The organism is Actinomyces sp. zg296, assembly GCF_009829695.1.
GTDB lineage: Bacteria > Actinomycetota > Actinomycetes > Actinomycetales > Actinomycetaceae > Actinomyces > Actinomyces marmotae.
This window is the reverse complement of the sequence record NZ_VWPG01000004.1, coordinates 191,550-216,432: the sequence shown is the minus strand read 5'-3', so window position 1 is coordinate 216,432 and position 24,883 is coordinate 191,550. Positions and strand designations below refer to the sequence as shown.

The window sequence follows — 24,883 nt, the reverse complement described above, 5'->3', positions numbered from 1 at the left end:
GAAGCGCGCAGCAGTAGCCTAAAGCCTATGCGCCCCGTCACCGACCTGCGTCGAACCGACAAGCCCTTCGAGGTGGTCAGCCAGTACACGCCCAGCGGCGACCAGCCCACCGCCATCAATGAGCTCGCCGAGCGCTTGAGCGCGGGGGAGAAGGACATCGTCCTGCTCGGTGCCACCGGCACCGGGAAGTCCGCCACCACCGCCTGGCTTGTGGAGAGGACGCAGCGCCCCACCCTCATCCTGGAGCCGAATAAGACGCTGGCCGCGCAGATGGCCGCGGAGTTCCGCGAGCTTCTGCCGAACAACGCGGTGGAGTACTTCGTCTCCTACTACGACTACTACCAGCCCGAGGCCTACGTCCCCCAGACGGACACCTTCATCGAGAAGGACTCCTCCATCAACGACGAGGTCGAGCGACTGCGCCACAGCGCCACGAACTCTCTGCTCACGCGCCGCGACGTCGTCGTGGTCTCCTCGGTGTCCTGCATCTACGGCCTGGGCACGCCCCAGGAGTACGTCGACCGCATGACTCCCCTGGCGGTGGGCGACCGGATCGACCGCGACGAGCTCTTGCGCCGCTTCGTCGGCATGCAGTACACCCGCAACGACATCGACTTCACCCGCGGGACCTTCCGCGTGCGCGGGGACACCGTCGAGATCATCCCCATGTATGAGGAGCTCGCCATCCGCATCGAGTTCTTCGGCGATGAGATCGAGTCCCTGGCCACCCTCCACCCCGTCACCGGTGATGTCATTGCCCCCGCCGAGCAGGTGTTCGTCTTCCCCGCCTCCCACTACGTGGCCGGGCCCGAGCGCATGAGCCGCGCCATCGAGGGCATCGAGGCCGAGCTCGCCGAGCGCCTGGCCGTCCTCGAGCGCGACGGCAAGCTCCTCGAGGCCCAGCGCCTGCGCATGCGCACCACGTACGACCTGGAGATGATGCGCCAGATCGGCATGTGCTCGGGCATCGAGAACTACTCGATGCACATCGACGGGCGCAGCCCCGGCACCCCGCCCAACACGCTGCTCGACTACTTCCCCGAGGACTTCCTCCTCGTCATCGACGAGTCGCACGTGACCGTCCCCCAGATCGGCGCCATGCACGAGGGCGACGCGTCCCGCAAGCGCACCCTCGTCGACCACGGCTTCCGCCTGCCCAGCGCCCTGGACAACCGACCGCTGACCTTCACGGAGTTTGAGAACCGCATCGGCCAGACCGTCTACCTGTCCGCCACCCCCGGTGACTACGAGACACGGCGCTCCGACGGCGTGGTCGAGCAGATCATCCGCCCCACCGGGCTCGTGGACCCCAGGATCGTCGTCAAGCCGACCCAGGGGCAGATCGACGACCTCCTTGAGGAGGTGCGCCAGCGGGTGGACAAGGACGAGCGCGTCCTGGTCACCACGCTCACCAAGCGCATGGCGGAGGACCTGACCACCTATATGGCCGAGCGCGGCGTGCGCGTGGAGTACCTGCACTCCGACGTCGACACCCTGCGGCGTGTCGAGCTCTTGCGCGAGCTCCGGCAGGGCCGCTTCGACGTCCTCGTCGGCATCAACCTCCTGCGCGAGGGCCTGGACCTGCCCGAGGTCTCGCTGGTGTCCATCCTCGATGCCGACAAGGAGGGCTTCCTGCGCTCCACGAGATCCCTCATCCAGACCATCGGCCGCGCGGCGCGCAACGTCTCCGGCGAGGTCCACATGTACGCCGATACCACCACCCCCGCCATGGCGGAGGCCATCGAGGAGACCGAGCGCCGCCGCGCCCTCCAACTCGCCTACAACGAGGCCAACGGCATCGACCCCCAGCCCCTGCGCAAGAGGATCGCGGATGTCACCGACATGCTCGCCCGGGAGGACGTCGACACCGCCGAGCTTCTCGCCGGCGGGTATCGGGGACACGAGGAGGCCTCGGCGCGCAAAGGCCGTAAGAAGGCCGCCGAGGCCACGGTCCGCGAGCGCCTCGCCGGGGCGGCGCAGGGCGATCTCGCCGCTCTCATCACCGAGCTCACTGAGCAGATGCGCGCGGCGGCGGTTGACCTCCAGTTCGAGCTCGCCGCGCGATTGCGAGATGAGATCCAGGACCTGAAGAAGGAGTTGCGCGCCATGCGGGAGACGAGCTGACCCGCTGCCGCCCATGGCGCCGCCGCGGTCCTCAGACCATGAGCGGAGGGCGCGGAAACACGTGTATCACAGAGGATTCACGGGGCAGTAACGAATCGCTCGCCATGTGCGGGGTTGTCCGCTATCATCCCGAGAGGCGGGACCCTGCCCGCTTCCCCATATCGTTCTGCTGCTCCCTGACGGCATCCCCCTCCAACAGAAGAGCCCGCCCCTCCCATGAGCAGTCCCGGCCTGGCGGCAGCGCGCCCGCCCTCACGCGCCTTCAAGATCCCGCGGCTCGTGCCGCACCTCCTCATCCTCACCATGATCGCGTTGATCGCGATCCTCCTCGTTCCCGGGCCGGCCATCACGGCGGGCGCCCGGATGTGGAGGATCGGCGCCGTGATCCTCGCGCTCGCCCTCGTGATGACGCGCCGCAAGCAGCCCCGCATCGACGACCGGGATCTCGACCGGATCCTCGCCGTCGGCGGCTTCGTGACCGCCGCGTGGATCATCACGCACTGGGACACCGCGACGCATCAGGCCGCCGCGGTGCTCGCCGCCGCCTCGGCGGGCCTGGGCCTGGCGCTGTGGGTCGTGGGGACCCGCGAGACCTCCTGGCTCGCCCCCGCGATCGCGCCCCTGGGCCTGAGCCTGGTCCCCTCTCTCGGCTCGGTGATGCTCGGGATGGTCGCGCTGGCGCTGTGCGCGCTGGCGGCCCTGGTCCTCATCGTCGCCAATGGCCCCGCCCCACGGCGGCAGTTCCAGCGGATCGTCCCCGCGCGCCTCGTCGTCCCCGCGCTCGCCGCCATTGCGCTGGCCGCGGTGGCCAGGGGGTGGTTCGCGTGAGCAACGTCCGCGTCCTGCCCAGGCGGGACCGCCACGTCATCGACCTGCCCGATCCCGAGGAGCTCGTCGACCAGGGCGAGCGGGCCCTGGACCTCGCCTGCTACGGCCTGTCCGAGGCGGCGCCCGAGTACTCCGCCCGGGGAGTGCTGGTGGCCTGGCAGCGAGTGGCGCTTATCGCCGCCGTCGCGCTGGTCATCCTCGGCCTTGTCTTCGTCCCGAGGGCCACCGGGATCGCCGTCGTCGCCATCGTCACCGCCGTCTACGGCATCGCGCTCGTCTACCGGCTCGCCCTGTTCCACCTGGGAGCCAAGGGCGGGCATGTCGTCACGGTGAGCGATGAGGAGGCGCGCGCCGTGCCCCATGCCGAACTGCCCCGATACACCGTGCTCGTCCCGGTCTTCCACGAGCCCCTGCTCGGCGAGCTCGTGGCGAGGCTGGAGCGCCTGGAGTACCCCCGCCACCTCCTCGACATCCGCCTCCTCCTGGAGGCCGACGACGAGGAGACCAACGCGGCCGCCTCCGGGCTCGCCCTCGGCCGGCACGTCACCGTTGTGCGAGTGCCCGCCCACGAGCCGCGCACGAAGCCGAAGGCCTGCAACTACGGCTTCCTCATCTCCGAGAGCGGCATGTGCACGATCTACGACGCCGAGGACTCGCCCGATCCCCTCCAGTTGCTGCGCGCCGTCGTCGCGATGAGGAGGCTCGGGCCCCGCTACGCCTGCGTGCAGGCCCGACTCGGCTTCTACAACGCCGACCAGAACCTCCTCACCCGCTGGTTCGCGCTCGACTACGGATCATGGTTCGGCAACCTCCTGCCCGGGCTCGTGGCCCTCGGCGCGCCGATCCCGCTGGGCGGCACCTCCAACCACTTCCGCTCCGACGTGCTGCGGCGGGTCGGGGCCTGGGATCCCTGGAACGTCACCGAGGACGCCGACCTGGGGCTGCGCCTGGCCCGCGCCGGCTACCAGGTGGGAGTCCTCGACTCGGACACGGGGGAGGAGGCTAACCCCGACGCCATCAACTGGGTGCGCCAGCGCTCCCGCTGGTACAAGGGCTACTTGCAGACCTTCCTCGTCCACATGCGCAGGCCTGGGCTCGTCAACCGCCAGCTTGGCGCGAGGGGCATGGTCGGCCTCGTCATCTTCATCGCGGGCACGCCGCTGCTCTCAGCGCTCAACGGGTTCTTCTGGGCCCTGACGGTCGTCTGGTTCACCTCCCACGACCCGGCGGTGGCGGCCCTGTTCCCACCAGCCATCTACTACCTGGGCATGGTCAGCCTCATCCTCGGCAACCTCGCGGTGCTGTACATGGGGCTGTTCACCGCCCGGCAGATGGAGCGCCTGGGGCTCCTCATCCCCGCGCTCCTCATGCCGCTGTACTGGATCCTCATGTGGCTGGCGGCGGTCAAGGCGGTGCTGCAACTCATCACGGCGCCCTCCTACTGGGAGAAGACCGCGCACGGCCTCCACAAGGCTGAGGCGCCCCAGGCCGCGCAGACCGCGGGGGTGGCGGCATGACCAGGCATCGCCTTGATCCCGCTCGAAGGAGGCAGCGGAGGATCGGGTGGGGGGTCGTCGCCACGGCGCTCGTCCTCTACCTCGGGGTGGGCTGGTGGCTCAGCGCCCACGACCTCATCTTCCCCGATGCGATGAGCCGCGTCGCCAACGGCTACTACACGATGCGCAGCCGGGATCCGCACCTGGCCGCCATCGGCTTCGTGTGGAACCCGCTGCCCTCGTTGGCCGTCATCCCCCTCCTCCTGCTCACGCCGATCTGGCCGACCCTGGCCTCCAAGGCCGTGGCGGGGTGCCTCGTGTCCGTGGCCTGCGGGGCGGTGACGGCGGGACTCATGCACCGCCTACTGGCGCTTCTGGGCTCCCATGGCCCGGCGCGCATCCTGCTCACCGCCGCCTTCGCCCTCCATCCCCTGGTGCTGCTCGGCGCCACGACGGGAGCCAGCGAGGCTATGCTCCTTCTGACCTGCGCGTTCATGGCCGTGCGGCTCGCGCTGTGGTTGGGAGACCCCAAGCCCTGGCTGCTGGTCCAGGTGGGGGTGGGCGCCGGGGTCGCCTACCTCGTGCGCTACGAGGCGCTGGCGGCGGGCGCGGCCATCGCCGTGCTCGTGGCAGGAGCCTCGTGGTGGCGCTCCCGCGGGCGGAAGGGCGGTGACGGAGCCATCGGCATCGCTTGCCTCGACGTCGCGCTGGTCATCGCGCCCATCGCCGCGGCGTTCGGCCTGTGGGCGCTGGCCAGCAAGATCGTCGTCGGCTCCTGGCTGGAGACCTTCACCTCCCAGTACGGCAACTCGGCGCAGGTCGGGGCCTTCCGGGCCTCCATCGATGGCATCGTCGGGACGGGCGGCGGCGCGCAGCTGGCCTATGTCTCTGAGCAGTTGCTCCGCACGGCGCCGCTGGCGATCCCCCTGACGATCATCGCCCTGGTCGTGGCCTGGCGGCGCCGCGAGCCGGCTCTCCTCGCCCCGGTGTTCGTCTTCGGATCGATCCTGCTGTTCCAGAACCTTGCCTTCCTACGGGGGATGTCCTTCGGATGGATCCGCTTCCAGATCGCGGCCGTGCCCCTGGCAATACTCGCCGCCGGATACCTCGTCGCGGCGGTGGGCAGTGGCGCGCGCGGGCGGCGGGCCCGGCGGGCCCTCGCGGTCGGCCTCGTGGCCGCGGTGGTGCTGGTGCTCCCCCTCGCCTGGGTCACAGAGGCCGACCCCCGCTTCGGGCGCGAAGAGGTCTTGGCGCGTGAGGTCGCCGGCGGCGACCAGTACGGGATGGAGGCCGCTGTCGCCCGGGATATCAAGAGCATGGGGCTGGGCGAGGGGGCGGTCATCACTGATGTCGCCTACTCCTTCCCGATCATCCTCGCCTCCCAGGAGCCTAAGGTCTTCACGATCACGACCGACCGCGACTTCGAGGATCGCCTGGCGGATCCCGGCGGCGCCTCCGTCCTCTACGCGCTCGTCAGCGCCCCGGACAGCGCCCCCGCGGACGCGGTGGACAAGGCGTACCCGGGCATGTGGGAAAACGGCGCCGGCGTGGCCACCCTGGCCAGGGAGTGGAAGGACGGCCGGGGCCTCACCTGGCGCCTCTACCGCTTCAACGACGCCTGAGGGCCGGCGGCGCCCGCGGGCCCGCGCGGCGCCGGGATGGCCCTCGGCGCGGATCACACGACTGAGGAGCAATCGACTCGCGACCCATGGTGGCCGGGCCGCTAGACTGCGAGGCACAACCGCACATGTCGGAGGGGAGTACTCCCACCAACAGCGGCGTCGTCATCACGGCAGACCAGTGGCCCCGGGCCGCCGGCCCCCGGCGCCGCAGGCCAGTCGCCCCGCGCCGGGAGCGATGCTGGCGGGAGGAGACCTTCGGTACTCGACTCCGTACCGGAGGTACCCGCGTGGACGTCCACTCCCTCGGATGGTTGGCGCTCGCCGCCGTCATCCTCACCATGATCACCATCGACGTCGTCGGGCACGTGCGCACCCCGCATGAGCCCACGATGAGGGAAGCCGCCTGGTGGTCACTCGCCTACATCGCCGTGGCCGTCGTCTTCGGCGGCATCGTCTGGGCCATCTGGGGCGGCCGCTACGGGGGCGAGTACTTCGCCGGCTACATCGTCGAGAAGTCCCTGAGCGCCGACAACCTCTTCGTCTTCGTCATCATGATCGCCGCCTTCCGGGTGCCCAGGAAGTACCAGCAGGAGGTGCTGCTGGCGGGCATCGTCATCGCGCTCGTGCTGCGCCTCATCTTCATCCTCGTCGGCGCCGCCCTCATCGAGAGCTTCTCCGCGATCTTCTACGTCTTCGGGGCCTGGCTGATCTGGACCGCGATCTCCCAGGCGCGCGAGGGCGTCGAGGACCCCGACGACCACGACGCCGACGACTACGAGCCGTCCCGCTTCGTGCGGCTCGTGGCCCGGGTGGTCCCCATGACCGACGGCTTCGTCGGCGGCAAGGTCCTCCACCGTCATGGCGGGAGGACCATGATCACCCCCATGATGCTGTGCATCATCGCCATCGGCACCGCCGACGTCGTGTTCGCCATCGACTCGATCCCCGCGATCTACTCCCTGACCGCCGAGCCCTTCCTCGTGTTCGCCGCGAACGCCTTCTCCCTGCTGGGCCTGAGGCAGCTCTATTTCCTCATCGACGGCCTCCTCGACCGCCTCGTCTTCCTGCACTACGGCCTGGCCGCCATCCTCGGCTTCATCGGCCTTAAGCTCATCAACCACGCCCTGCATGAGAACGAGCTCGGCCTCATCAACGGCGGCGAGCACTGGGAGGCCATCCCCGAGCCGTCCATCCCCATCTCGCTCGGCTTCATCGTCGTCGTCATCCTCATCACCGTTATCGCCTCCGTTATCGCCTCCAAGCGGCAGGCCCGCGAGCAGGCCGAGGCCCCCGCCGAGCGGGCGGTGGTGGGGCGATGAGGGCCACCGCCACCGAGGGCACCAGCGGCCTGACGAGCCAGGAGGTCGCCGCCCGCGTCCGCGACGGCCTCACCAACGCCTACGAGGAGACCACCTCACGCTCCGCGCTGGACATCCTGCGCGCCAACGTCCTGACGATCTTCAACGCGATCCTCGGCGCCGCGCTCGTCCTCATCCTCCTCATCGGGCACTGGGCCGACGCCCTGTTCGGCTTCGTGCTCATCCTCAACACCTCCACCGGCACGATCGCCGAGATCCGCGCCAAGCGCGCCCTCGACCGCCTCGCCGTCCTGGAGGCGCCCCGCGCCCACGCCATCCGAGACGGCGCCGAGAGCGAGATCGACGTCGCCGATGTCGTCCTCGACGACGTGCTCCGCCTGCGCTCGGGAGAGCAGATCCCCGCCGATGGGACCATCCTGGCCACCGACGGCCTCGAGGTCGACGAGTCCATCCTCACCGGGGAGTCCGACCCCGTCCGGCCCCAGGAGGGCGGGCGGGTCCTATCCGGCACCACCGTGACGGCCGGCGCCGCGCTCATGCGCACCACCGCCGTCGGCGCTCAGGCCTATGCCCACCGGCTCGCCCGCGAGGCCCGCCAGTTCTCCACCGTGCGCTCCGAACTCCAGGACGGCACCAACCGGGTCCTCACCTGGATCTCCTGGGTTATCGTGCCCGTGGCGCTCCTGCTCATCTGGTCGCAGATGCGCCAGGCCGGGGGGCTGTTCGCAGCCATCGAGTCAGGCGCTTGGCGCCCCGCGATGGTCGCCGGCATCGCCGGTGTCGTCGGCATGGTCCCCCAGGGGCTCGTCCTGCTCACCAGCGTCAACTTCGCCACGGCCTCCCTCAAGCTCGCCCGCCAGAAGGTCCTCGTCCAGGAGCTTCCCGCCGTGGAGGTCCTGGCCCGGGTCGACACGCTCTGCCTGGACAAGACCGGCACGATCACCACCGGCCGCATCGCCCTGCGCGACGTCACCGCCCCCGACGGCGGGCCCGCTGACCCGCCCGCCCTCGCCGCGCTCGACGCCCTCGCCGCCGACGGCGACGCCAACGCCACCGCCCTGGCCCTGCGCGAAGGCCTGCCCGGCATCGAGCCTGCCCGCGTTGCCGCCCCCGTGAGCGAGGGCCTTGTGCCTTTCTCCTCCCGGCGCAAGTGGTCCGCCGTCGTGATCGACGGGATCACCTGGATCATGGGCGCTCCCGAGATCGTCCTCGGCGCCTGCCCCGACGACGCCCCGCACCGGTGTCTCGCCCTCGAGCGGGTCCGCGAGGCGGCCGCCACCGGCGCCCGCGTCGTCGCCCTGGCCCGCTCCGAGCAGCCCTGCGGCCAGAGCGGCGCTGATTACGCGCTCCCCGGCGGCCTGCGCCCGGCCGCCCTCGTCATGCTCGCCGAGCAGGTCCGCCCCGACGCCCCCGAGACCCTCGCCTACTTCCGGGCCCAGGGCGTCGATGTCAAGGTCATCAGCGGGGACAACCCGGTCACCGTCGCCGCCGTCGCGCGGGCGGCCGGCATCACCCGCTCCGACGGCGAGGGGCTCACCGTCCTTGACGCCCGTGAGTTGCCCACCACCGCTGATGACCCCGCCGACCTGGAGCGTCTCGCCGACGCCGTCGCTGACGCCCAAGTGCTCGGCCGCGTCGTCCCCGAGCAGAAGAAGGCCCTCGTCGCCGCCCTCCAGGCGCGCGGGCGCACCGTGGCCATGACCGGTGACGGCGTCAACGACGCCCTGGCCCTCAAGCGCGCCGACCTTGGCATCGCCATGGGCAATGGCGCGCCGGCCACCAAGGCCGTGGCGCGCCTCGTCCTCCTCACCGGCCGGTTCTCTGCCCTGCCCGGGGTCGTCGCCGAGGGGCGGCGCGTCATGGCGAACACCGAGCGCATCGCCTCGCTGTTCCTGTCCAAGACCGTCTACGCCTCCCTCATCGCCGTCGCCGTCGCGATCACGGCGATCCCCTACCCGTTCCTGCCCCGGCAGCTCACCATCGTCTCCTCACTGACCATCGGAGTGCCGGCGTTCGTCCTGGCACTGGCGCCGACCAACCAGCGCTACCGCGCGGGATTCCTCGGGCGCGTGCTCACCCTGGCCGTGCCCGCGGGCGTCGTCGCGGGGGTGGGGACGCTCGCCGCGCGCACCTGGCTGCGGGCCGCGGGGCTCCCGCTTGAGCAGATCACCTCCGGCACCACCCTCGTTCTCGTCGCGGCGGGCCTGGCCCTGCTCACCCTCACCGCGCGCCCGCTCCTGGGGTGGCGGCTCGGGCTCGTGGCCCTCATGGGAGCGCTGGCGGTGCTCGGCGTCGTCATCCCGCCCGTGCGCCGCTTCTTCCTCCTGGCCTGGCCGACCAGCACGACATGGCTGATCGTCGCCGCGATGGCCGCGGCGGTCGTCGCGGGCATGGAGGCGGTCCACGTGATGCGCCGCCGCGCCCGCCCGCGGGGCTGAGGCGCCCGATCAGGCGATCGCCAGCACCCGCAGCCAGCCTCGGCGGGGGTGCAGGTCCCAGTCCACCTTGACGAAGCCGGCCTGGGAGGCGAGCGCGGACAGCTCCTCGCCGTCGGGAACGCTCATGTCCAAGCGGTCCGCCCAGAAGCCCGCCGCGTCCCTGCTGGCGTAGTCATTGATGATGAGCAGCCTCCCGCCGGGGCGCAGGACGCGATGGACCTCCGCCAGCCCCGCGAGCTGATCGGGCCAGAAGTAGAGCGTCTCGAAGGCCGTGGCGGCATCGAAGTAACCGCTGCGCATCGGGATCCGATCGACGGGGGCCTCCAGGACGCGAAGGCGGCCGGTCTCGGCAGCGGCGCGGTTGAGCGCCAGGGACGTCCGGACGGCGTCAGCGGAGTGGTCGATCCCCGCCACCTCCCGGCGGGTCAGACCCAGGAGCCGCTTGAGGATGGCGCCGCCGCCGCATCCGATGTCGATGACGCGCTCATCGGGCTGGACGCCGAGCCCCTCCAGGCCCCACAGGTGCAGGGGGCGATGCCCCTTGTTCATCCCGCGCAGCAGGAGCCTGCCTGTGAGCGACCTGGGCCGCGCGAACTGGGAGTCCTGGGGGGCCTTCGTCATGAGATCGTCCCGATGACGGGGTTCCACTCGCGTGGCGCGCGCTCGGCGATAAGCCCGGCCTTCTGGAAGGGATCATCGTCGAGGAGGGCCAGGGCGCCGGCGGCGTCCTCGGCGCGCACGATGATGAGGGCCTTGTTCGTGCCCGTGTAGGGGCCCGCGGCGATGAGGCGGCCCTGATCGGCGAGGGCCCCGTTGAAGGCGCGGTGGCTCGGGCGGATGGCGGACAGCTCCTCATCCCGGCCGGTGACGTAGGTGTACTCGACGGCGAAGATCTTGCTCATGACGGCAGCCTATCGTCCCGGGGGCGCGCGCGTGAGCCATGGCACAGACCAGTCCTGACGTGGCGAGTCGAACACACGTACGACGCCGGCCTGCCCCTAGACTCGCGCCCGTGAACGACACCCTCATCATCCGTGGAGCCCGCGAGCACAATCTCAAGGGCGTCAGCCTCGACCTGCCCCGCGACAAGATGATCGTCTTCACCGGGCTCTCCGGCTCCGGCAAGTCCTCCCTTGCCTTCGACACGATCTTCGCCGAGGGGCAGCGCAGGTACGTGGAGTCGCTGTCCTCCTACGCCCGGCAGTTCCTCGGCCAGATGGACAAGCCCGACGTCGACTTCATCGAGGGACTGTCCCCAGCGGTCTCCATCGACCAGAAGTCCACCTCCCGCAACCCCCGGTCCACCGTCGGCACCGTCACCGAGGTCTACGACTACCTGCGCCTGCTCTACGCGCGCGCCGGCATCCAGCACTGCCCCGTGTGCGACGCCGTCATCTCCTCCCAGACCCCCCAGCAGATCGTCGACCGCGTCCGCTCCCTGCCCGAGGGGACGCGCTTCCAGGTGCTCGCGCCCGTGGTGCGCGGCCGGAAGGGCGAGTACACCGAGCTCTTCGAGGAGCTGCGCTCGCGCGGCTTCAACCGGGTGAGGGTCGACGGCGGCATCCACCGCCTCGATGCCCCGCCCGAGTTGTCCAAGCGCCTCAAGCACGACATCGAGGTCGTCATCGACCGGCTCGTCGTCCGCGAGGGCATCCGGGGGCGCCTCACGGACTCCGTGGAGACGGCCCTCGGCCTGGCTGACGGCCTTGTCATCATCGAGGAGGTCGACCGCGACGAGGACGACCCCGCCCGCCTCCACCGCTACTCCGAGAAGCGCGCCTGTCCCAACGAGCACCAGCTCGCCCTGGACGAGATGGAGCCCCGGACCTTCTCCTTCAACGCCCCCTACGGCGCCTGCCCCGAGTGCACCGGAATCGGCGTGCGCCTCGAGGTGGACCCCGACCTCGTCGTCCCCGACGAGGAGCTCACCCTCGCCCAGGGCGCCGTCGCCCCCTGGACCATCCACCAGAAGCACTTCGACCGGACCCTGTCCGCGCTCGGCGCCGAACTCGGCTTCGACATCAACACTCCTTGGCGAGCCCTTCCCGAGCGCGCCAAGGACGCGATCCTGCGCGGCAAGGACTACGAGGTCAAGGTCAGCTACCGCAACCGTTGGGGGCGTGAGCGCGTCTACTCCACCGGCTTCGAGGGCGTCCTCAGCTACGTCATGCGCAAGCATGAGGAGACCGAGTCCGAGTGGTCGAAGGAGCGCTACCAGGGCTACATGCGCGAGGTGCCCTGTCCGGTGTGCTCCGGCACGCGCCTCAAGCCCGAGGTCCTCGCCGTACGCGTGGGGGGCAAGTCCATCGCTGAGCTCTGCGACCTTCCCGTGGGGGAGTGCCGGGACTTCCTCGCCGGCCTGGAGCTCACCGGCCAGGCCAAGCAGATCGCCTCCTCCGTGCTCACCGAGATCAACGCCCGCCTGGGCTTCCTCGTCGATGTCGGACTGGACTACCTCAGCCTCTCTCGCGGCGCCGCCACCCTCTCCGGCGGCGAAGCCCAGCGCATCCGCCTGGCCACCCAGATCGGCTCCGGGCTGGTCGGCGTCCTCTACGTCCTCGACGAGCCCAGCATCGGGTTGCACCAGAGGGACAACGCCCGCCTCATCGAGACTCTCTCCCGGCTGCGCGACCTGGGCAACACGCTTATCGTCGTCGAGCACGACGAGGACACCATTCGCTCGGCCGACTGGATCGTCGACATCGGGCCCGGGGCAGGGGAGAAGGGCGGCGAGGTCATCCACTCGGGCGAGCTCTCCGGCCTTCTGGAGGCCGAGGACTCCTGCACGGGCGACTACCTCGCCGGGCGCCGCCGCATCCCGATCCCACCCGCCCGCCGGCCCGTTGACAAGAAACGTCAGGTGACCGTCGTCGGCGCCCGGGAGAACAACTTGAGGGACGTCACCGTCGCCTTCCCCCTGGGCGTGCTCACCGCCGTCACCGGGGTGTCAGGCTCCGGCAAGTCCTCGCTGGTCAACTCCATCCTCTTCCAGGTGCTCGCCAACCGCCTCAACCGGGCCCATGGCGTGCCCGGGCGCCACAAGACGGTGCGCGGCCTCGACCAGCTCGACAAAGTCGTCCACGTCGACCAGTCGCCCATCGGCCGCACGCCGCGCTCGAACCCCGCCACCTACACCGGCGTGTGGGACCACATCCGCAAGATCTTCGCCGCCGTGCCCGAGTCGAAGGTCCGCGGCTACGGGCCCGGCCGCTTCTCCTTCAACGTCAAGGGCGGGCGCTGCGAGTCTTGCAAGGGCGACGGCACCCTCAAGATCGAGATGAACTTCCTCCCGGACGTCTACGTCCCCTGCGAGGCCTGCCACGGGGCCCGCTACAACCGCGAGACCCTCGAGATCCGCTACAAGGACCACACCGTCGCCGACGTTCTCGACATGACGATCGAGCGCGCCGCCGAGTTCTTCTCCTCCACGCCCATCATCGCCCGGCACCTGAGCACCCTCGTGGAGGTGGGGCTCGGCTACGTGCGCCTGGGGCAGGCCGCCACCACGCTGTCCGGCGGGGAGGCCCAGCGCGTCAAGCTCGCCACCGAACTGCAGCGCCGCTCGACCGGCCGCACCATCTACGTGCTGGACGAGCCGACGACCGGCCTGCACTTCGAGGACATCCGCAAGCTCCTGGAGGTGCTCCAGGGACTTGTGGACAAGGGCAACACCGTGGTGGTCATCGAGCACAACCTCGACGTCATCGCCAATGCCGACTGGGTCATCGACATGGGCCCCGAGGGGGGCAAGGGCGGTGGCACCGTGGTGGCCACCGGCACCCCCGAGCAGCTCACGAGGGTGGCGGGGTCCCACACGGGCGCGTTCCTCGCCGAGGTGCTTCAGCGGCGCCGCTGCTGACGCGGTGGGGGCGGGCCCCGCCCGCCGCTGGGGGGGAGTCCTGGGTGGCCCACCCGCGCGCGGCGCCGCACGGACCCGCCCGGGGCGCTCAGTCGGCGATGTCCCCGGGCCCCAGCGCCTCCCGGAGGGCGTCGAGCAGTTCGCGCAGCCGCTCGGGCGAGCGACTGCCCAGGCCCAGGACGATCCCCGGCCAACCACCCCTTCCCTCCACCGACCAGTACGAGCCCAAGCCCTCAACGCCGAGCCCCGCCGCCCGGGCCCTCGCCACGGCGGCGGCCTCATCGGCGCCCGGGGCTAGCGGCACGACGGCGTGCAGCCCGCCCTCCATGGGGGTGCCGGAGGGGAAGACCTCGAGGAACACCCCGCGCCGCCTCCGGTCGAGGCGGCGGGCCCTGGCCGCGTGGCGGCGCAGGCCGTCCTGGCGGAGGTAGCGGGTCATCGCGTCCTGGACGATCCCAGACACCGGGACGCAGCGCTGGGCGACATCGTCGACGAGCCCCTCGGGGACCACGGCCCAGCCGAGCCCCAGGGCGGGAGTAAGGCTGGGCGAGAACGACCCCAGCAGGGCCACGGGCCCGTCGGTCCCCGAGGCGAGCAGCGGCGCCGGCGCCTCATGGAGCTCGGCGTCGAAGTCGTCCTCGATGAGCAGCGTCCCTCTCGACGACGCCGCGGCCAGGAGCGCGTGGCGCCGCACCGCGGGCATGCGCCCACCGGTGGGGAACTGGTGGTTCGGGGTGAGGAGCGCCGCCTCGACCCCCTCCAGGGACTCGGGCAGCGCGCCGTCGGCGTCCATGGCCAGGGGTCGCGCGCGCCACCCCAGCAGGCCGGGGATGGCGCGAAGGGAGGGGTAGCCGGGGTCCTCGACGCCGATCCTCCCCGCGACGCGCAGGGCGGAGAGGATGAGCCGCAGGCCATCACGGGCCCCCGCGGTGACGAGGATCCGATGGGGATCGATCGTGACGCGCCTGGTCAGGCGCATGTGCTCAGCCAGGAGCTCGCGCAGCTCCTCCGATCCTCGCGGCGGATGGGGCCGAGGATCGGCCGCGGCGGCGCGCCAGGCCGCCCGCCACAGCGCCGACGTCACATCCGAGGCGTCCGGCGTGCCGGGCTTCAGCGCGGATGGGCCGGGGGCCGCGGCGGTTGACCGGGCCCTGGACGCGGTGGGCGAGGCGGGGCGGGGGAGCGCGGGGTCCACGCGCGTGCCCCCATGCGTCGCCATGAGGTAACCCTCGCCGATGAGTTGCTCATAGGCGGCCACGACGGTGCCTCGGGAAACTCCCAGATCGGCGGCCATCCGGCGGGAGGACGGGAGCCGATCGCCCGGCGCGAGGAGGCCGGAGGTGATCCGCTGGTGGATGTCGGCGACGATCCGCTGCGGCACTGACCTCCCCGCGGCCGGCCGCTCCCGCCCCGGCCGCCCGGGGAGCCCCGGGAGCGCCCCGGTGGGCTCCTCCCGCCGCGCCCGGGGCGCCTGTCGATTCGCGGTCATGACCGCAAGGGTAGCGGTGGTCCATGAGAATCGATCAGATGTGGACTCATCAATGGGCCACAAGAGCGGGGAGGATCACGCCATGACCACCATCACAAGCACCTCGCACCCCGCTGACCACTCAGTACCCGCCTCCACCACCGGCTCCCCACTCGTCAAGCGCGGCCTGGCCGACATGCTCAAGGGCGGCGTCATCATGGACGTCGTCACCCCCGAGCAGGCCGTCATCGCCGAGGAGGCCGGCGCCGTGGCCGTCATGGCGCTTGAGCGCGTGCCTGCGGACATCCGCGCCCAGGGGGGAGTGGCCCGCATGTCCGACCCGGACCTCATCGCGGGCATCATCGACGCCGTCTCGATCCCGGTCATGGCCAAGGCCCGCATCGGGCACTTCGTCGAGGCCCAGGTCCTCCAGCACCTCGGCGTGGACTACATCGATGAGTCCGAGGTGCTCTCCCCGGCCGACTACGCGAACCACATCGACAAGCAGCCCTTCACCGTCCCCTTCGTCTGCGGGGCCACCAACCTCGGGGAGGCCCTGCGCCGTATCGCCGAGGGCGCGGCCATGATCCGCTCCAAGGGCGAGGCTGGAACCGGCGACGTCTCCGAGGCCACCCGGCACATCCGCACGATCAACGCCGAGATCGCCCGCTTGCGGGGCCTGCCCGCCGACGAGTTGTACGTCGCCGCCAAGGAGCTGCGCGCCCCCTACGAGCTCGTGGCCGAGGTGGCGCGCACCGGAGCCCTCCCCGTGGTGATGTTCACCGCCGGGGGCATCGCGACCCCGGCCGACGCCGCCATGATGATGCAACTTGGCGCTGATGGCGTCTTCGTGGGCTCGGGGATCTTCAAGTCCGGGGACCCGGCCGCCCGCGCCGCCGCCATCGTGCGCGCCACCGCCGCCTACGACGACCCCGCCATCATCGCCGAGGTCTCCCGGGGCCTGGGTGAGGCGATGGTTGGCATCAACGTGGCCGACCTCCCCGCGCCCCACCGCCTGGCGGAGCGCGGCTGGTGAGCCGGCGCGTCGGCGTCCTCGCCCTCCAGGGCGGGGTGGTTGAGCACGCCCGGATGGTGGAGGAGCTCAGGAGCGAGGCGGTCCTCGTGCGCCGCGCTGGCGACCTGGACCGTCTGGATGCGCTCATCCTGCCGGGAGGGGAATCCACCGCCCTCCTGCGCCTGCTCGCCGCCTTCGACCTCACGCGGGCCCTCGCTGACACCGCTCGGGCAGTGCCGACCCTGGGCACCTGCGCGGGCCTCATCCTGCTTGCGCGCCTGGGCGTGCTGGACGTCGACGTCGAGCGCAACGCCTTCGGTCCTCAGGTGGACTCCGCCGAGGCCGTCCTGCCGTGGCGCGGCGGGCAGGTGCGGGCCGCCCTCATCCGGGCGCCGCGCATCACCCGCATGGGGGAGGGCGTGGAGACGCTGTCCACGTGGACGGATCCCAGGCGGCCGGATGAGGCGCCCAGCGTCGTCGGCGTCGAGCAGACCGGCGCGGGCGGGCGGATCATCGGGGTCGCCTTCCATCCCGAGCTCACGGGGGACACCACTATCCACCGCGAGCTGCTCGCATGAGGGCGCGCGCCGTCGGGGGAGCCCAACCGGGCGTGAGCGGATCAGGCCCGGGGCGCTGAGCGTCATCGTTCGCATCCGGCGGTCGCGCGGGTAGGCTCTGGCCATGAGCGAGAGCGGATTGCGAGCAGCGCAGGCAAAGATGCGGCGGGGCGAGGTGGCCCCGGAGGCCATCGACGTCTTCACCCACTACTACAAGGAGCTGGAGGCCGGCGCCACCGGCCTCATCCCCGAGAGCACGATCGAGCCACTGACCTCCATTGACTCTATCGACGACGTCGAGATCAGTGACGAGGCCGCTCGTGAGGCCCTGTCGCGCACCGTCCTGATCAAACTCAACGGCGGGCTCGGCACCTCGATGGGGATGAGCCGCGCCAAGAGCCTGCTGCCGGTACGCGACGGCAAGTCCTTCCTCGACCTCCTCGTGGGGCAGGTGGAGGCCGCCCGCGCCAAGCATGGCGTCACCCTGCCGCTCATCTTCATGGATTCCTTCCGCACCCGTGAGGACACCCTGGTCGCGCTGGGGCGCCACCCGGGGATCGCCGTCGACGGCCTGCCGCTCGACTTCCTCCAGAACCGCATCCCGAAGATCCGGCAGGACGACCTCGAGCCGGTCGAATGGGAAGCCGACCCCTCCCTGGAGTGGTGCCCCCCGGGGCACGGCGACATCTACACCGCCCTCGTGGCCTCCGGCGTGCTCGACGCCCTCATCGAGCGCGGCTACAAGTACGCGATGACGTCGAACGCGGACAACCTGGGCGCGGCGCCCTCGGCCCGCATCGCCGGATGGTTCGCGGCCTCCGGCGCCCCCTACGCCCCGGAGATGTGCCGTCGCACGCCGGCGGACGTCAAGGGCGGGCACCTGGCGGTGCGCAAGTCTGATGGGCGCATCATCCTCAGGGACACCGCGCAGACGCCGGCCGACGAGATGCACTACTTCACCGACCAGTTCCGCCACCCGTTCTTCCACACGAACAACATCTGGTTCGACCTGGAGGTCCTGCGCGCCACGCTCGCCGAGAGGAAGGGCATCCTGGGGCTGCCGCTCATCCGCAATGAGAAGACCGTCAACCCCTCGGACGCCTCCTCAACGCCCGTCTACCAGTTGGAGACGGCGATGGGCGCGGCGGTCGAGGCCTTCGAGGGCGCCACCGCCGTGGAGGTGCCGCGCAGCCGCTTCCTGCCGGTCAAGACGACGAATGACCTCCTTCTCGTGCGCTCGGACGTGTACGAGGTCGATGAGGACGGCCTGCTGCGCATGGTCTCCGAGACCTCCTGCACCGTTGACCTCGACCCGCGCTACTACAAGAGGATCCAGGACTTCGAGGCGCGGTTCCCCGACGGGGTGCCCTCGATCCGGGGGGCGCTAACGCTGACGGTGCGCGGCGACTGGACCTTCGGCAAGGGCGTCGTGGCCTCGGGCGACGCCGTCGTGACGGAGGAGGGCTCACCCGGCTCCATCGCCGATGGGGCGAGGCTCTGAGAAGCGTCCACCATCCCGGCGCGCGGGGCCTCCGGCCGCCGCGCGCCGGCGCGCCCGGCACCCGCCGAGAGCGTGAAAAGCGTTGGGGCCCGGACTGTGAAGTCCGGGCCCCAACGCGCTGGTGGGCGATACTGGAATCGAACCAGTGACCTCCTCGGTGTGAACGAGGCGCTCTAACCCCTGAGCCAATCGCCCGATGCCCGCACAGACTAGCCAGAACCGGGCGCGCCCGGCAAACGGGAGCCCGGTGAGGTGAGTCACCGCGATGTCATTTGCATAGGCGCGGAGGTGGGGTGATATGGTTGCGCAGCACCGAGCGAACCGGCGTCGAGCCGGGGAGAGCGGCAGCCATGCGGATGTGGCTCAGTTGGTAGAGCATCACCTTGCCAAGGTGAGGGTCGCGGGTTCGAGTCCCGTCATCCGCTCCGAGGAGCCGGGCGGCCACCCAGCCCCCAGCATCTCACTGGTGGGTTGGCCGAGAGGCTAGGCACCGGCCTGCAAAGCCGTTTACACCGGTTCGAATCCGGTACCCACCTCGGGCGATTGGCGCAGCGGTAGCGCGCTTCCCTGACACGGAAGAGGTCACTGGTTCGAACCCAGTATCGCCCACTCGCAGCCCATCCCGCCCGGACCCCACGGTCCGGGTTTTTCTGTCCGTCCCCGGGCTGCGAGAGTGAGGCACCGGCCATGGCAGACCCCTCGACGTACCGGCCCGCCGCGGGCGAGATCCCTACGTCGCCCGGCGTCTACCGCTTCCTCGACCCCGAGGGCCGCGTCATCTACGTCGGCAAGGCCAAGAATCTGCGAGCGCGCCTGAGCAACTACTTCCAGGACCTGGCGGCCCTCCACCCGCGCACGCAGAGAATGGTCACCACTGCCTGCGCCGTCGAGTGGACCGTCGTGGCCACCGAGGTGGAGTCCCTTGCCCTGGAGTACTCCTGGATCAAGGAATTCCACCCGCGCTTCAACGTCATGTACAAGGACGACAAGTCCTATCCCTACCTCATGGTCTCCCTGAACGAGGAGTTCCCCCGCGCCCAGGTGGTGCGCGGGGCGCGCAAGCGCGGCGCCCGGTACTTCGGCCCCTACGTCCAGGCCTGGTCCATCCGCGACACCCTCGACCAGCTTTTGCGGGTCTTCCCCATCCGCTCCTGCTCCGCCGGCGTCTTCCAGCGTGCCAAGGCCGCTGGCCGCCCCTGCCTGCTGGGGTACATCGACAAATGCTCCGCCCCCTGCGTCGGCCGCGTCTCCGCCCCCGACCACCGGGCCCTCGCTGAAGACCTCTGCTCCTTCCTCGCCGGCCGCACCGGGCCCTACCTGCGCGAAGTCGAGTCCCAGATGCGCGCCGCCGCCGGCGCGCTCGACTTCGAGAAGGCCGCCCGCCTGCGCGACGACGCCGCCGCGCTGCGCAAGGTCATCGAGCGCAACGCCGTGGTCCTGCCCGACGCCACCGACGCCGACGTCTTCGGCCTCGTGCGCGACGAGCTCACCGCCGCCGTCCAGGTCTTCCACGTCCGCGGCGGGCGCATCCGCGGCCAGCGCGGCTGGGTCATCGACACCCCCGACGACGCCACCGACTCAGAGCTCGTTGAGCGCCTCATCCAGCAGGTCTACGCCGACCTTCTCGACCCCGGGGACACCGGCGCCCCCGAGTCGTCGTCGGCCGGCGCGGCGACCGCCCCCGCCGCGCCCAGCGGGCCCGTCTCCGGTCCCACCACCTCCGTCGGCGTCGGGCGCGCGCCCGCCTGCCCGGCCCCGCGCGCCCGACGCGAGGATGAGCCCACTCCCAGGCGGGCCGAGGCGGCGGCCACCAGTGTCGACGACGTCGCCCACGCCTCCACCACCGCCGTGCCCCGCGAGGTCCTCGTCCCCGTGCTTCCCGATGACGCCCCCGCCGTGCGGGCCTGGCTCGCCGGGCTGCGCGGCGCCGCCGTCGACCTGCGCGTGCCCGCGCGAGGGGACAAAGCGGCCCTCATGGAGACCGTGCGCAAGAACGCCGAGGAGGCCCTGCGCCTCCACAAGACCCGGCGCGCCGGCGATCTCACCCAGCGCTCCGCCGCCCTCGACGAGCTCGCCGAGGCCCTCGACATGCCCGAGGCGCCCCTGCGCATCGAGTGCTACGACATCTCCCACACCCAGGGCACCCACCAGGTCGGCTCCATGGTGGTCTTCGAGGACGGCGCCCCCCGCAAATCCGACTACCGCCGCTTCATCATCCGCGGCGAGGACGGCGGGGGCGCGACCGACGACACCGCCGCCATGAGCGAGGTCCTGACCCGGCGCTTCAAACGGCTCCTCGCCGAGCAGGGCCGGGGCGCGGCCGGGCTGAGCGCGGCCGAGGCCGCCGAGCAGGTTGAGGACGCCGAGGGCGTCGCCGTCGTCTCCGGGCCCATCGATCCCGAAACGGGGCGGGCCAAGCGCTTCTCCTACGCGCCCGGCCTCGTCGTCGTCGACGGCGGGCTGCCGCAGGTCGGGGCCGCCCGCGCCGTTCTCGACGAGCTCGGCATCGACACCCCCATCGTCGGCCTGGCCAAGCGCCTGGAGGAGATCTGGATCCCCGGCGAGGAGTTCCCCGTCATCCTGCCGCGCACCTCGCCCGCGCTCTACCTCCTCCAGCACCTGCGCGACGAGTCCCACCGCTTCGCCATCACCCACCATCGGGCCAAGCGCTCCGCCGGCATGACCCGCTCCGCGCTCGACGGCGTCCCCGGCCTCGGGCCCGCCCGCCAGGCCGCGCTGCTCAAGGCCTTCGGCTCGGTCAAGCGCCTGCGCGCCGCCAGCGTGGAGCGGATCGCCGAGGTCAAGGGCATCGGCCCGGCGCTCGCCGCCGCCATCCACGAGCACCTGGGCGACGGAGGCGAGACGGCGGGGTGAGGAGCGTGGCGCGGCGTCGTTCAAGAGGATTCTCGTGGTGGCTGGGAGTCCCATGACCCGCCCGCTTTCGCGTGACGCGCAGCACATGAGGGTGCTCTTGTCGGGCCAGGAGCGCTCCGCCTATCGTCACCCGTGGGCAATAGCCCACCAGGATTGTGACCCACCCGGGGCAAGACCTGAGACGCCTCGCGCCATGCCGCGCGAATCGCGCCTCGGGTCTTTTTCATTGCCCCGGCGCGGATGATGGGAAGGCAAGGAGGCTCTTCATGGCAAAAGTCGACTACGCGGCAATGGCGCCGGACCTGCTCAAGCGGATCGGTGGGGAGGCGAATGTCTCCGCGCTCTCCCACTGCGCCACGCGCATGCGATTCGTTCTCAGGGACGCCTCCAAGGCCGACACCGCCGCCATCAAGGACATGACCGGCGTCGTCACCGTGGTGCAAGCCGGGGGCCAGTACCAGGTGGTCGTCGGCAACGACGTCCCGCTGCTCTTCGGCCAGATGCAGGCGCTCCTGCCGGGTCTCGGATCGGAGGGGAGCGATGGCGGTAAGGGCGGGTCCGCGCGGCCGCTCAACCCGCTGGACGCCTTCATCGGCCTCGTCTCGGCGATCTTCTCCCCGGTGGTGTGGACCCTGGCGGCGACCGGCCTCTTCAAGGCCTTCCTCGCCATGTTCGCCACCTTCAACTGGATCGACCAGGCTTCGGACACCTACACGGTGCTCAACGCCGCGTCCGACGCCTTCATGTACTTCCTCCCCCTCGTCCTCGCGGTGACCGCGGCCCGGCACTTCAAGGCGAACCAGTTCACCGCGATGGCGATCGGAGGGGCGCTGGTCTACCCCTCGATCGTCGCGATGAATGACGGCGGCTCCCACGCCTTCCTCGGCATCCCGCTGGTCATCATGAGCTACACGTCCTCAGTGCTGCCTATCATCGTGGCCGTGTGGGTGCAGAGCCACGTGGAGAGGGCCTGCGACCGGCTCTTCCCCGGCGCCCTGCGCAACTTCATGACCCCCTGGGCCAGCGTGCTCGTCATGGTGCCGCTCACCCTGCTCACGATCGGCCCGCTCACCACGACCATCGCCGATGGCATCGCCTCGGGCGTCCAGTGGCTGTTCATCCATGTCCCGCTGCTCGGCGGCATCGTCATCGGAGGGTTCTGGCAGGTCTTCGTCATGTTCGGCCTCCACTGGGGCCTCGTGCCCATCATGACCCAGGAGATCACCACCAACGGCTACTCCCTCATCTATGGGCCCATCGAGGCTGCCGTCCTCGCGCAGGCCGCCGCCGGCCTGGCCGTCATGCTCCGGACCCGCGACGCCAAGGTCCGCGAGCTCGCCGGCCCCGCCTCCCTGTCTGGCTTCCTCGCCGGAGTGACCGAGCCGATCATCTACGGCATCAACCTGCCCCGGAAGCTCCCCTTCTACTTCGGAATCCTCGGAGGCGCCGTCGGCGGGGCCATCGGGGCGATCGCCGGGGGCCGGGTCTCCCAGGCCGGGGTCTTCCCCTCGCTCATCGCGATTCCCGCCTACCTGGAGACCCCGCGCCTGCTGCTGTGGGCCATCGGCGTCATCGTCGGCGTCGCCATCGCCTTTACCCTCACCTTCATGTTCGGCGTCAAGGACGATGCCGCTGCTGGGCCGGGGGAGCGGGCGGGCGGCCCCGCCGGACCCGACGCGACCACTGGCTCCAGCGCCGTCGCCGACGCCGAGCCCACCCGCGCCCTGGTCGCCCCCGTCGATGGATCCGCCGTCCCGCTGGAGAGGGTCAAGGACCCGGTGTTCTCCTCGGGCGCGCTGGGCAACGGCGTCGGCATCGTCCCGGCCTCCGGCCGCCTCTGCGCACCGGCCGCGGGGACGGTCGTCACCGCCATGGAGACCGGGCACGCCTTCGGCATCAGGACCGACGACGGCGTCGAGATCCTCATCCACGTGGGCATCGACACCGTCAACCTCAAGGGCGCCGGCTTCACGCCGCGCGTGGCCGTGGGGGACCGCGTGATCGCCGGTGACCCGCTCGTGGACGTCGACCTCGAGGCGGTGCGCGCCGCCGGCTACGACACCACCACTATCGTCGTCGTCACCTCCACCGCCGGCCTGAGCGCCGTCGTGCCCATCGTCGACGGCGATGCGCGCGTGGGTGAGACCATCATCGAGATCGACCACTGACACCCCCGGCAGCAGACCACCATCGACCAGGAACGACCCAGGAGACCGCAATGACAGGATCAACCACGTTCACGCCCCGATTCCCCGAGGGATTCCTCTGGGGAGGCGCCACCGCCGCCAACCAGGTCGAGGGCGCCTACGACGCCGACGGCAAGGGGCTGTCCATCCAGGACGTCATGCCCAGGGGCATCATCGCCCCCCGCACCGAGAGGCCGACCCCCGACAACCTCAAGCTCGAGGCGATCGACTTCTACCACCGCTACGCCGAGGACATCGCGCTGTTCGCCGAGATGGGCTTCAAGGTCTACCGCTTCTCCATCGCCTGGTCCCGCATCTTCCCCCTCGGTGATGAGACCGAGCCCAACGAGGCAGGCCTGGCCTTCTACGACCGCGTCCTGGATGAGCTCGAGAAGCACGGCATCGAGCCGCTTGTGACCCTCAGCCACTACGAGACCCCGCTGCACCTCGCGGAAACCTACAACGGCTGGACTGACCGGCGGCTCATCGGCTTCTACGAGCGCTACGCCCGCACGGTGATCGAGCGCTACGGCCACCGCGTCAAGTACTGGCTGACCTTCAACGAGATCAACTCCGTGCTGCACGCGCCCCTCCTATCAGGGGGCATCAACACGCCCAAGGAGCACCTCGCGCCCAAGGACCTCTACCAGGCGATCCACCACGAGCTCGTGGCCTCGGCCAGCGCCACGAGGATCGCCCACGAGATCAACCCCGGCATCAAGGTCGGGTGCATGGTCATCGGCGTGCCGATCTACCCGCTGACCCCCGACCCGCGCGACGTGCTCGCCTGCCTGGAAGCCGACCACGCCAACCTCGCCTTCTCCGACGTCCACGTGCGCGGCGAGTACCCCGGCTACCTCCTGCGGACCCTGGCCGACAAGGGCATTGAGCTCGACATCGCCGAGGGTGACCTGGCCACCCTCAAGGAGCACACGGTGGACTTCGTGTCCTTCTCCTACTACATGTCCGTGTGCGACACCGCCACCGAGGCGGCGGGCCAGGGGCCGGGCAACATCATGGGCGGCGTGCCCAACCCGACCCTCAGCGCCTCGGAGTGGGGCTGGCAGATCGACCCGGTCGGCCTGCGCATCATCCTCAACCAGTTCTGGGACCGCTGGGGCAAGCCGCTGTTCGTCGTCGAGAACGGGCTGGGGGCGAAGGACGAGCTCATCGAGGGGCCTGACGGGCCCACTGTCGAGGATGACTACCGCATCGCCTACATGAACGACCACCTCGTGCAGGTGGCCGAGGCCATCGCCGACGGCGTCGAGGTCATGGGCTACACCTCCTGGGGCTGCATCGACTGCGTCTCGGCCTCCACGGCCCAGATGTCCAAGCGCTACGGCTTCATCTACGTCGATCGCGACGACGACGGCGCGGGCAGCCTGGCGCGCTACCGCAAGAAGTCCTTCGGCTGGTACAAGGAACTCATTGCGTCCAACGGGGCGACGCTCCGGGTCTCCGGCGGCTGACGACCGGGCCCGGGCCGGCGCTGGGGCCGGCCCGGGAACCACGGCCGGGCTCGGGGAGGGCCCCGGGGCGAGCCCGCCCCTGGCCTGTGGAGAGCGGACCGGTCTCGATCCTGTTTTCGACCGG

The 24,883-nt window shown here is 70.8% G+C and carries 16 protein-coding genes and 4 tRNA genes; 16 read left to right on the top strand and 4 right to left on the bottom strand.

The genetic code is table 11. The features are described from left to right. Positions 1–27: 27 nt before the first annotated feature. The 6 genes from uvrB (at position 28) to GVV76_RS04800 (ending at position 9,827) form a co-directional block, all read left to right on the top strand. Positions 28–2,124, top strand: coding sequence for an excinuclease ABC subunit UvrB (gene uvrB, locus GVV76_RS04825; RefSeq protein WP_159625377.1), 2,097 nt, complete (start codon positions 28–30; stop codon positions 2,122–2,124). A 216-nt stretch (positions 2,125–2,340) separates the two neighbouring features. Further along, entirely contained in the window at positions 2,341–2,952 is a 612-nt protein-coding gene (locus tag GVV76_RS04820) for a hypothetical protein (RefSeq protein WP_235905158.1), read from the top strand. Continuing rightward, on the top strand, positions 2,949–4,469 hold the full coding sequence (locus GVV76_RS04815; RefSeq protein WP_159625375.1) for a glycosyltransferase family 2 protein: 1,521 nt from the start codon (positions 2,949–2,951) through the stop codon (positions 4,467–4,469). The genes GVV76_RS04820 and GVV76_RS04815 overlap by 4 nt, the downstream gene beginning before the upstream one ends. Beyond that, positions 4,466–6,070 (top strand): ABC transporter, encoded by a 1,605-nt coding sequence (locus tag GVV76_RS04810; protein ID WP_159625372.1) that lies wholly within the window; start codon positions 4,466–4,468, stop codon positions 6,068–6,070. Before GVV76_RS04815 ends, GVV76_RS04810 begins: the two co-directional genes overlap by 4 nt. 287 nt (positions 6,071–6,357) lie before the next feature. Beyond that, positions 6,358–7,389 carry a TerC/Alx family metal homeostasis membrane protein gene (locus GVV76_RS04805; protein WP_159523014.1) on the top strand — a complete coding sequence of 344 codons (1,032 nt, stop codon included), beginning with the start codon at positions 6,358–6,360 and terminating at the stop codon, positions 7,387–7,389. Then, entirely contained in the window at positions 7,386–9,827 is a 2,442-nt protein-coding gene (locus GVV76_RS04800; RefSeq protein ID WP_159625370.1) for an HAD-IC family P-type ATPase, read from the top strand. Before GVV76_RS04805 ends, GVV76_RS04800 begins: the two co-directional genes overlap by 4 nt. Before the next feature lie 9 nt (positions 9,828–9,836). Here the strand turns inward: GVV76_RS04800 and GVV76_RS04795 are convergent, their stop codons facing one another. Both GVV76_RS04795 and GVV76_RS04790 read right to left on the bottom strand, forming a co-directional pair. Then, positions 9,837–10,448: a class I SAM-dependent methyltransferase gene (locus GVV76_RS04795; protein ID WP_159625368.1), complete on the bottom strand. Its 612-nt coding sequence runs from the start codon at positions 10,446–10,448 to the stop codon at positions 9,837–9,839. Beyond that, positions 10,445–10,729, bottom strand: a complete 285-nt coding sequence (locus GVV76_RS04790; RefSeq protein ID WP_159625366.1) for a YciI family protein — start codon at positions 10,727–10,729, stop codon at positions 10,445–10,447. Before GVV76_RS04790 ends, GVV76_RS04795 begins: the two co-directional genes overlap by 4 nt. A 110-nt stretch (positions 10,730–10,839) precedes the next feature. On the opposite strand from GVV76_RS04790, the gene uvrA reads away from it, so the two are divergent. Continuing rightward, positions 10,840–13,686 (top strand): excinuclease ABC subunit UvrA, encoded by a 2,847-nt coding sequence (gene uvrA / locus GVV76_RS04785; protein WP_159625364.1) that lies wholly within the window; start codon positions 10,840–10,842, stop codon positions 13,684–13,686. 88 nt (positions 13,687–13,774) lie between these two features. Here uvrA and pdxR read toward each other — a convergent pair whose 3' ends face one another. Continuing rightward, positions 13,775–15,175, bottom strand: a complete 1,401-nt coding sequence (gene pdxR / locus GVV76_RS04780) for a MocR-like pyridoxine biosynthesis transcription factor PdxR (RefSeq protein WP_159625362.1) — start codon at positions 15,173–15,175, stop codon at positions 13,775–13,777. Between the two features lie 82 nt (positions 15,176–15,257). Between pdxR and pdxS the strand changes: the two genes are divergently transcribed. From pdxS to GVV76_RS04765, 3 genes are all read left to right on the top strand, one after another. Beyond that, positions 15,258–16,190, top strand: coding sequence for a pyridoxal 5'-phosphate synthase lyase subunit PdxS (gene pdxS / locus GVV76_RS04775; protein WP_159523002.1), 933 nt, complete (start codon positions 15,258–15,260; stop codon positions 16,188–16,190). Continuing rightward, positions 16,187–16,747, top strand: coding sequence for a pyridoxal 5'-phosphate synthase glutaminase subunit PdxT (gene pdxT / locus GVV76_RS04770; RefSeq protein ID WP_236263214.1), 561 nt, complete (start codon positions 16,187–16,189; stop codon positions 16,745–16,747). Before pdxS ends, pdxT begins: the two co-directional genes overlap by 4 nt. A 103-nt stretch (positions 16,748–16,850) precedes the next feature. Next, positions 16,851–18,227 (top strand): UTP--glucose-1-phosphate uridylyltransferase, encoded by a 1,377-nt coding sequence (locus tag GVV76_RS04765; RefSeq protein ID WP_159625360.1) that lies wholly within the window; start codon positions 16,851–16,853, stop codon positions 18,225–18,227. A 119-nt stretch (positions 18,228–18,346) separates the two neighbouring features. Here GVV76_RS04765 and GVV76_RS04760 read toward each other — a convergent pair. Beyond that, positions 18,347–18,422: transfer RNA gene (locus GVV76_RS04760), tRNA-Val, on the bottom strand. A gap of 157 nt (positions 18,423–18,579) precedes the next feature. Here GVV76_RS04760 and GVV76_RS04755 point away from each other — a divergent pair. The 6 genes from GVV76_RS04755 to GVV76_RS04730 all read left to right on the top strand — a co-directional run bounded on the left by GVV76_RS04755 (position 18,580) and on the right by GVV76_RS04730 (position 24,759). Continuing rightward, positions 18,580–18,652: transfer RNA gene (locus tag GVV76_RS04755), tRNA-Gly, on the top strand. A 40-nt stretch (positions 18,653–18,692) separates the two neighbouring features. Then, positions 18,693–18,763 (top strand) — tRNA-Cys (locus GVV76_RS04750). 1 nt (position 18,764) lies between these two features. Continuing rightward, positions 18,765–18,836 (top strand) — tRNA-Val (locus GVV76_RS04745). A 78-nt stretch (positions 18,837–18,914) separates the two neighbouring features. Continuing rightward, positions 18,915–21,101: an excinuclease ABC subunit UvrC gene (gene uvrC / locus GVV76_RS04740; RefSeq protein ID WP_159625358.1), complete on the top strand. Its 2,187-nt coding sequence runs from the start codon at positions 18,915–18,917 to the stop codon at positions 21,099–21,101. Between the two features lie 266 nt (positions 21,102–21,367). Then, on the top strand, positions 21,368–23,269 hold the full coding sequence (locus tag GVV76_RS04735; RefSeq protein WP_159625356.1) for a beta-glucoside-specific PTS transporter subunit IIABC: 1,902 nt from the start codon (positions 21,368–21,370) through the stop codon (positions 23,267–23,269). A gap of 50 nt (positions 23,270–23,319) precedes the next feature. Continuing rightward, positions 23,320–24,759, top strand: a complete 1,440-nt coding sequence (locus GVV76_RS04730) for a glycoside hydrolase family 1 protein (protein ID WP_159625353.1) — start codon at positions 23,320–23,322, stop codon at positions 24,757–24,759. The last annotated feature ends 124 nt before the right edge of the window (positions 24,760–24,883 follow it).

Bases quoted from the DNA above. Each gene is read 5' to 3' on its own strand.
- GVV76_RS04765 (WP_159625360.1), top strand. From the start codon at position 16,851: ATGAGCGAGAGCGGATTGCGAGCAGCGCAGGCAAAGATGCGGCGGGGC.
- uvrB (WP_159625377.1), top strand. From the start codon at position 28: ATGCGCCCCGTCACCGACCTGCGTCGAACCGACAAGCCCTTCGAGGTG.
- GVV76_RS04795 (WP_159625368.1), bottom strand. From the start codon at position 10,448: ATGACGAAGGCCCCCCAGGACTCCCAGTTCGCGCGGCCCAGGTCGCTC.
- GVV76_RS04730 (WP_159625353.1), top strand. From the start codon at position 23,320: ATGACAGGATCAACCACGTTCACGCCCCGATTCCCCGAGGGATTCCTC.
- pdxR (WP_159625362.1), bottom strand. From the start codon at position 15,175: ATGACCGCGAATCGACAGGCGCCCCGGGCGCGGCGGGAGGAGCCCACC.
- GVV76_RS04735 (WP_159625356.1), top strand. From the start codon at position 21,368: ATGGCAAAAGTCGACTACGCGGCAATGGCGCCGGACCTGCTCAAGCGG.
- pdxS (WP_159523002.1), top strand. From the start codon at position 15,258: ATGACCACCATCACAAGCACCTCGCACCCCGCTGACCACTCAGTACCC.
- GVV76_RS04790 (WP_159625366.1), bottom strand. From the start codon at position 10,729: ATGAGCAAGATCTTCGCCGTCGAGTACACCTACGTCACCGGCCGGGAT.
- GVV76_RS04820 (WP_235905158.1), top strand. From the start codon at position 2,341: ATGAGCAGTCCCGGCCTGGCGGCAGCGCGCCCGCCCTCACGCGCCTTC.
- GVV76_RS04810 (WP_159625372.1), top strand. From the start codon at position 4,466: ATGACCAGGCATCGCCTTGATCCCGCTCGAAGGAGGCAGCGGAGGATC.
- GVV76_RS04800 (WP_159625370.1), top strand. From the start codon at position 7,386: ATGAGGGCCACCGCCACCGAGGGCACCAGCGGCCTGACGAGCCAGGAG.
- uvrC (WP_159625358.1), top strand. From the start codon at position 18,915: ATGGCAGACCCCTCGACGTACCGGCCCGCCGCGGGCGAGATCCCTACG.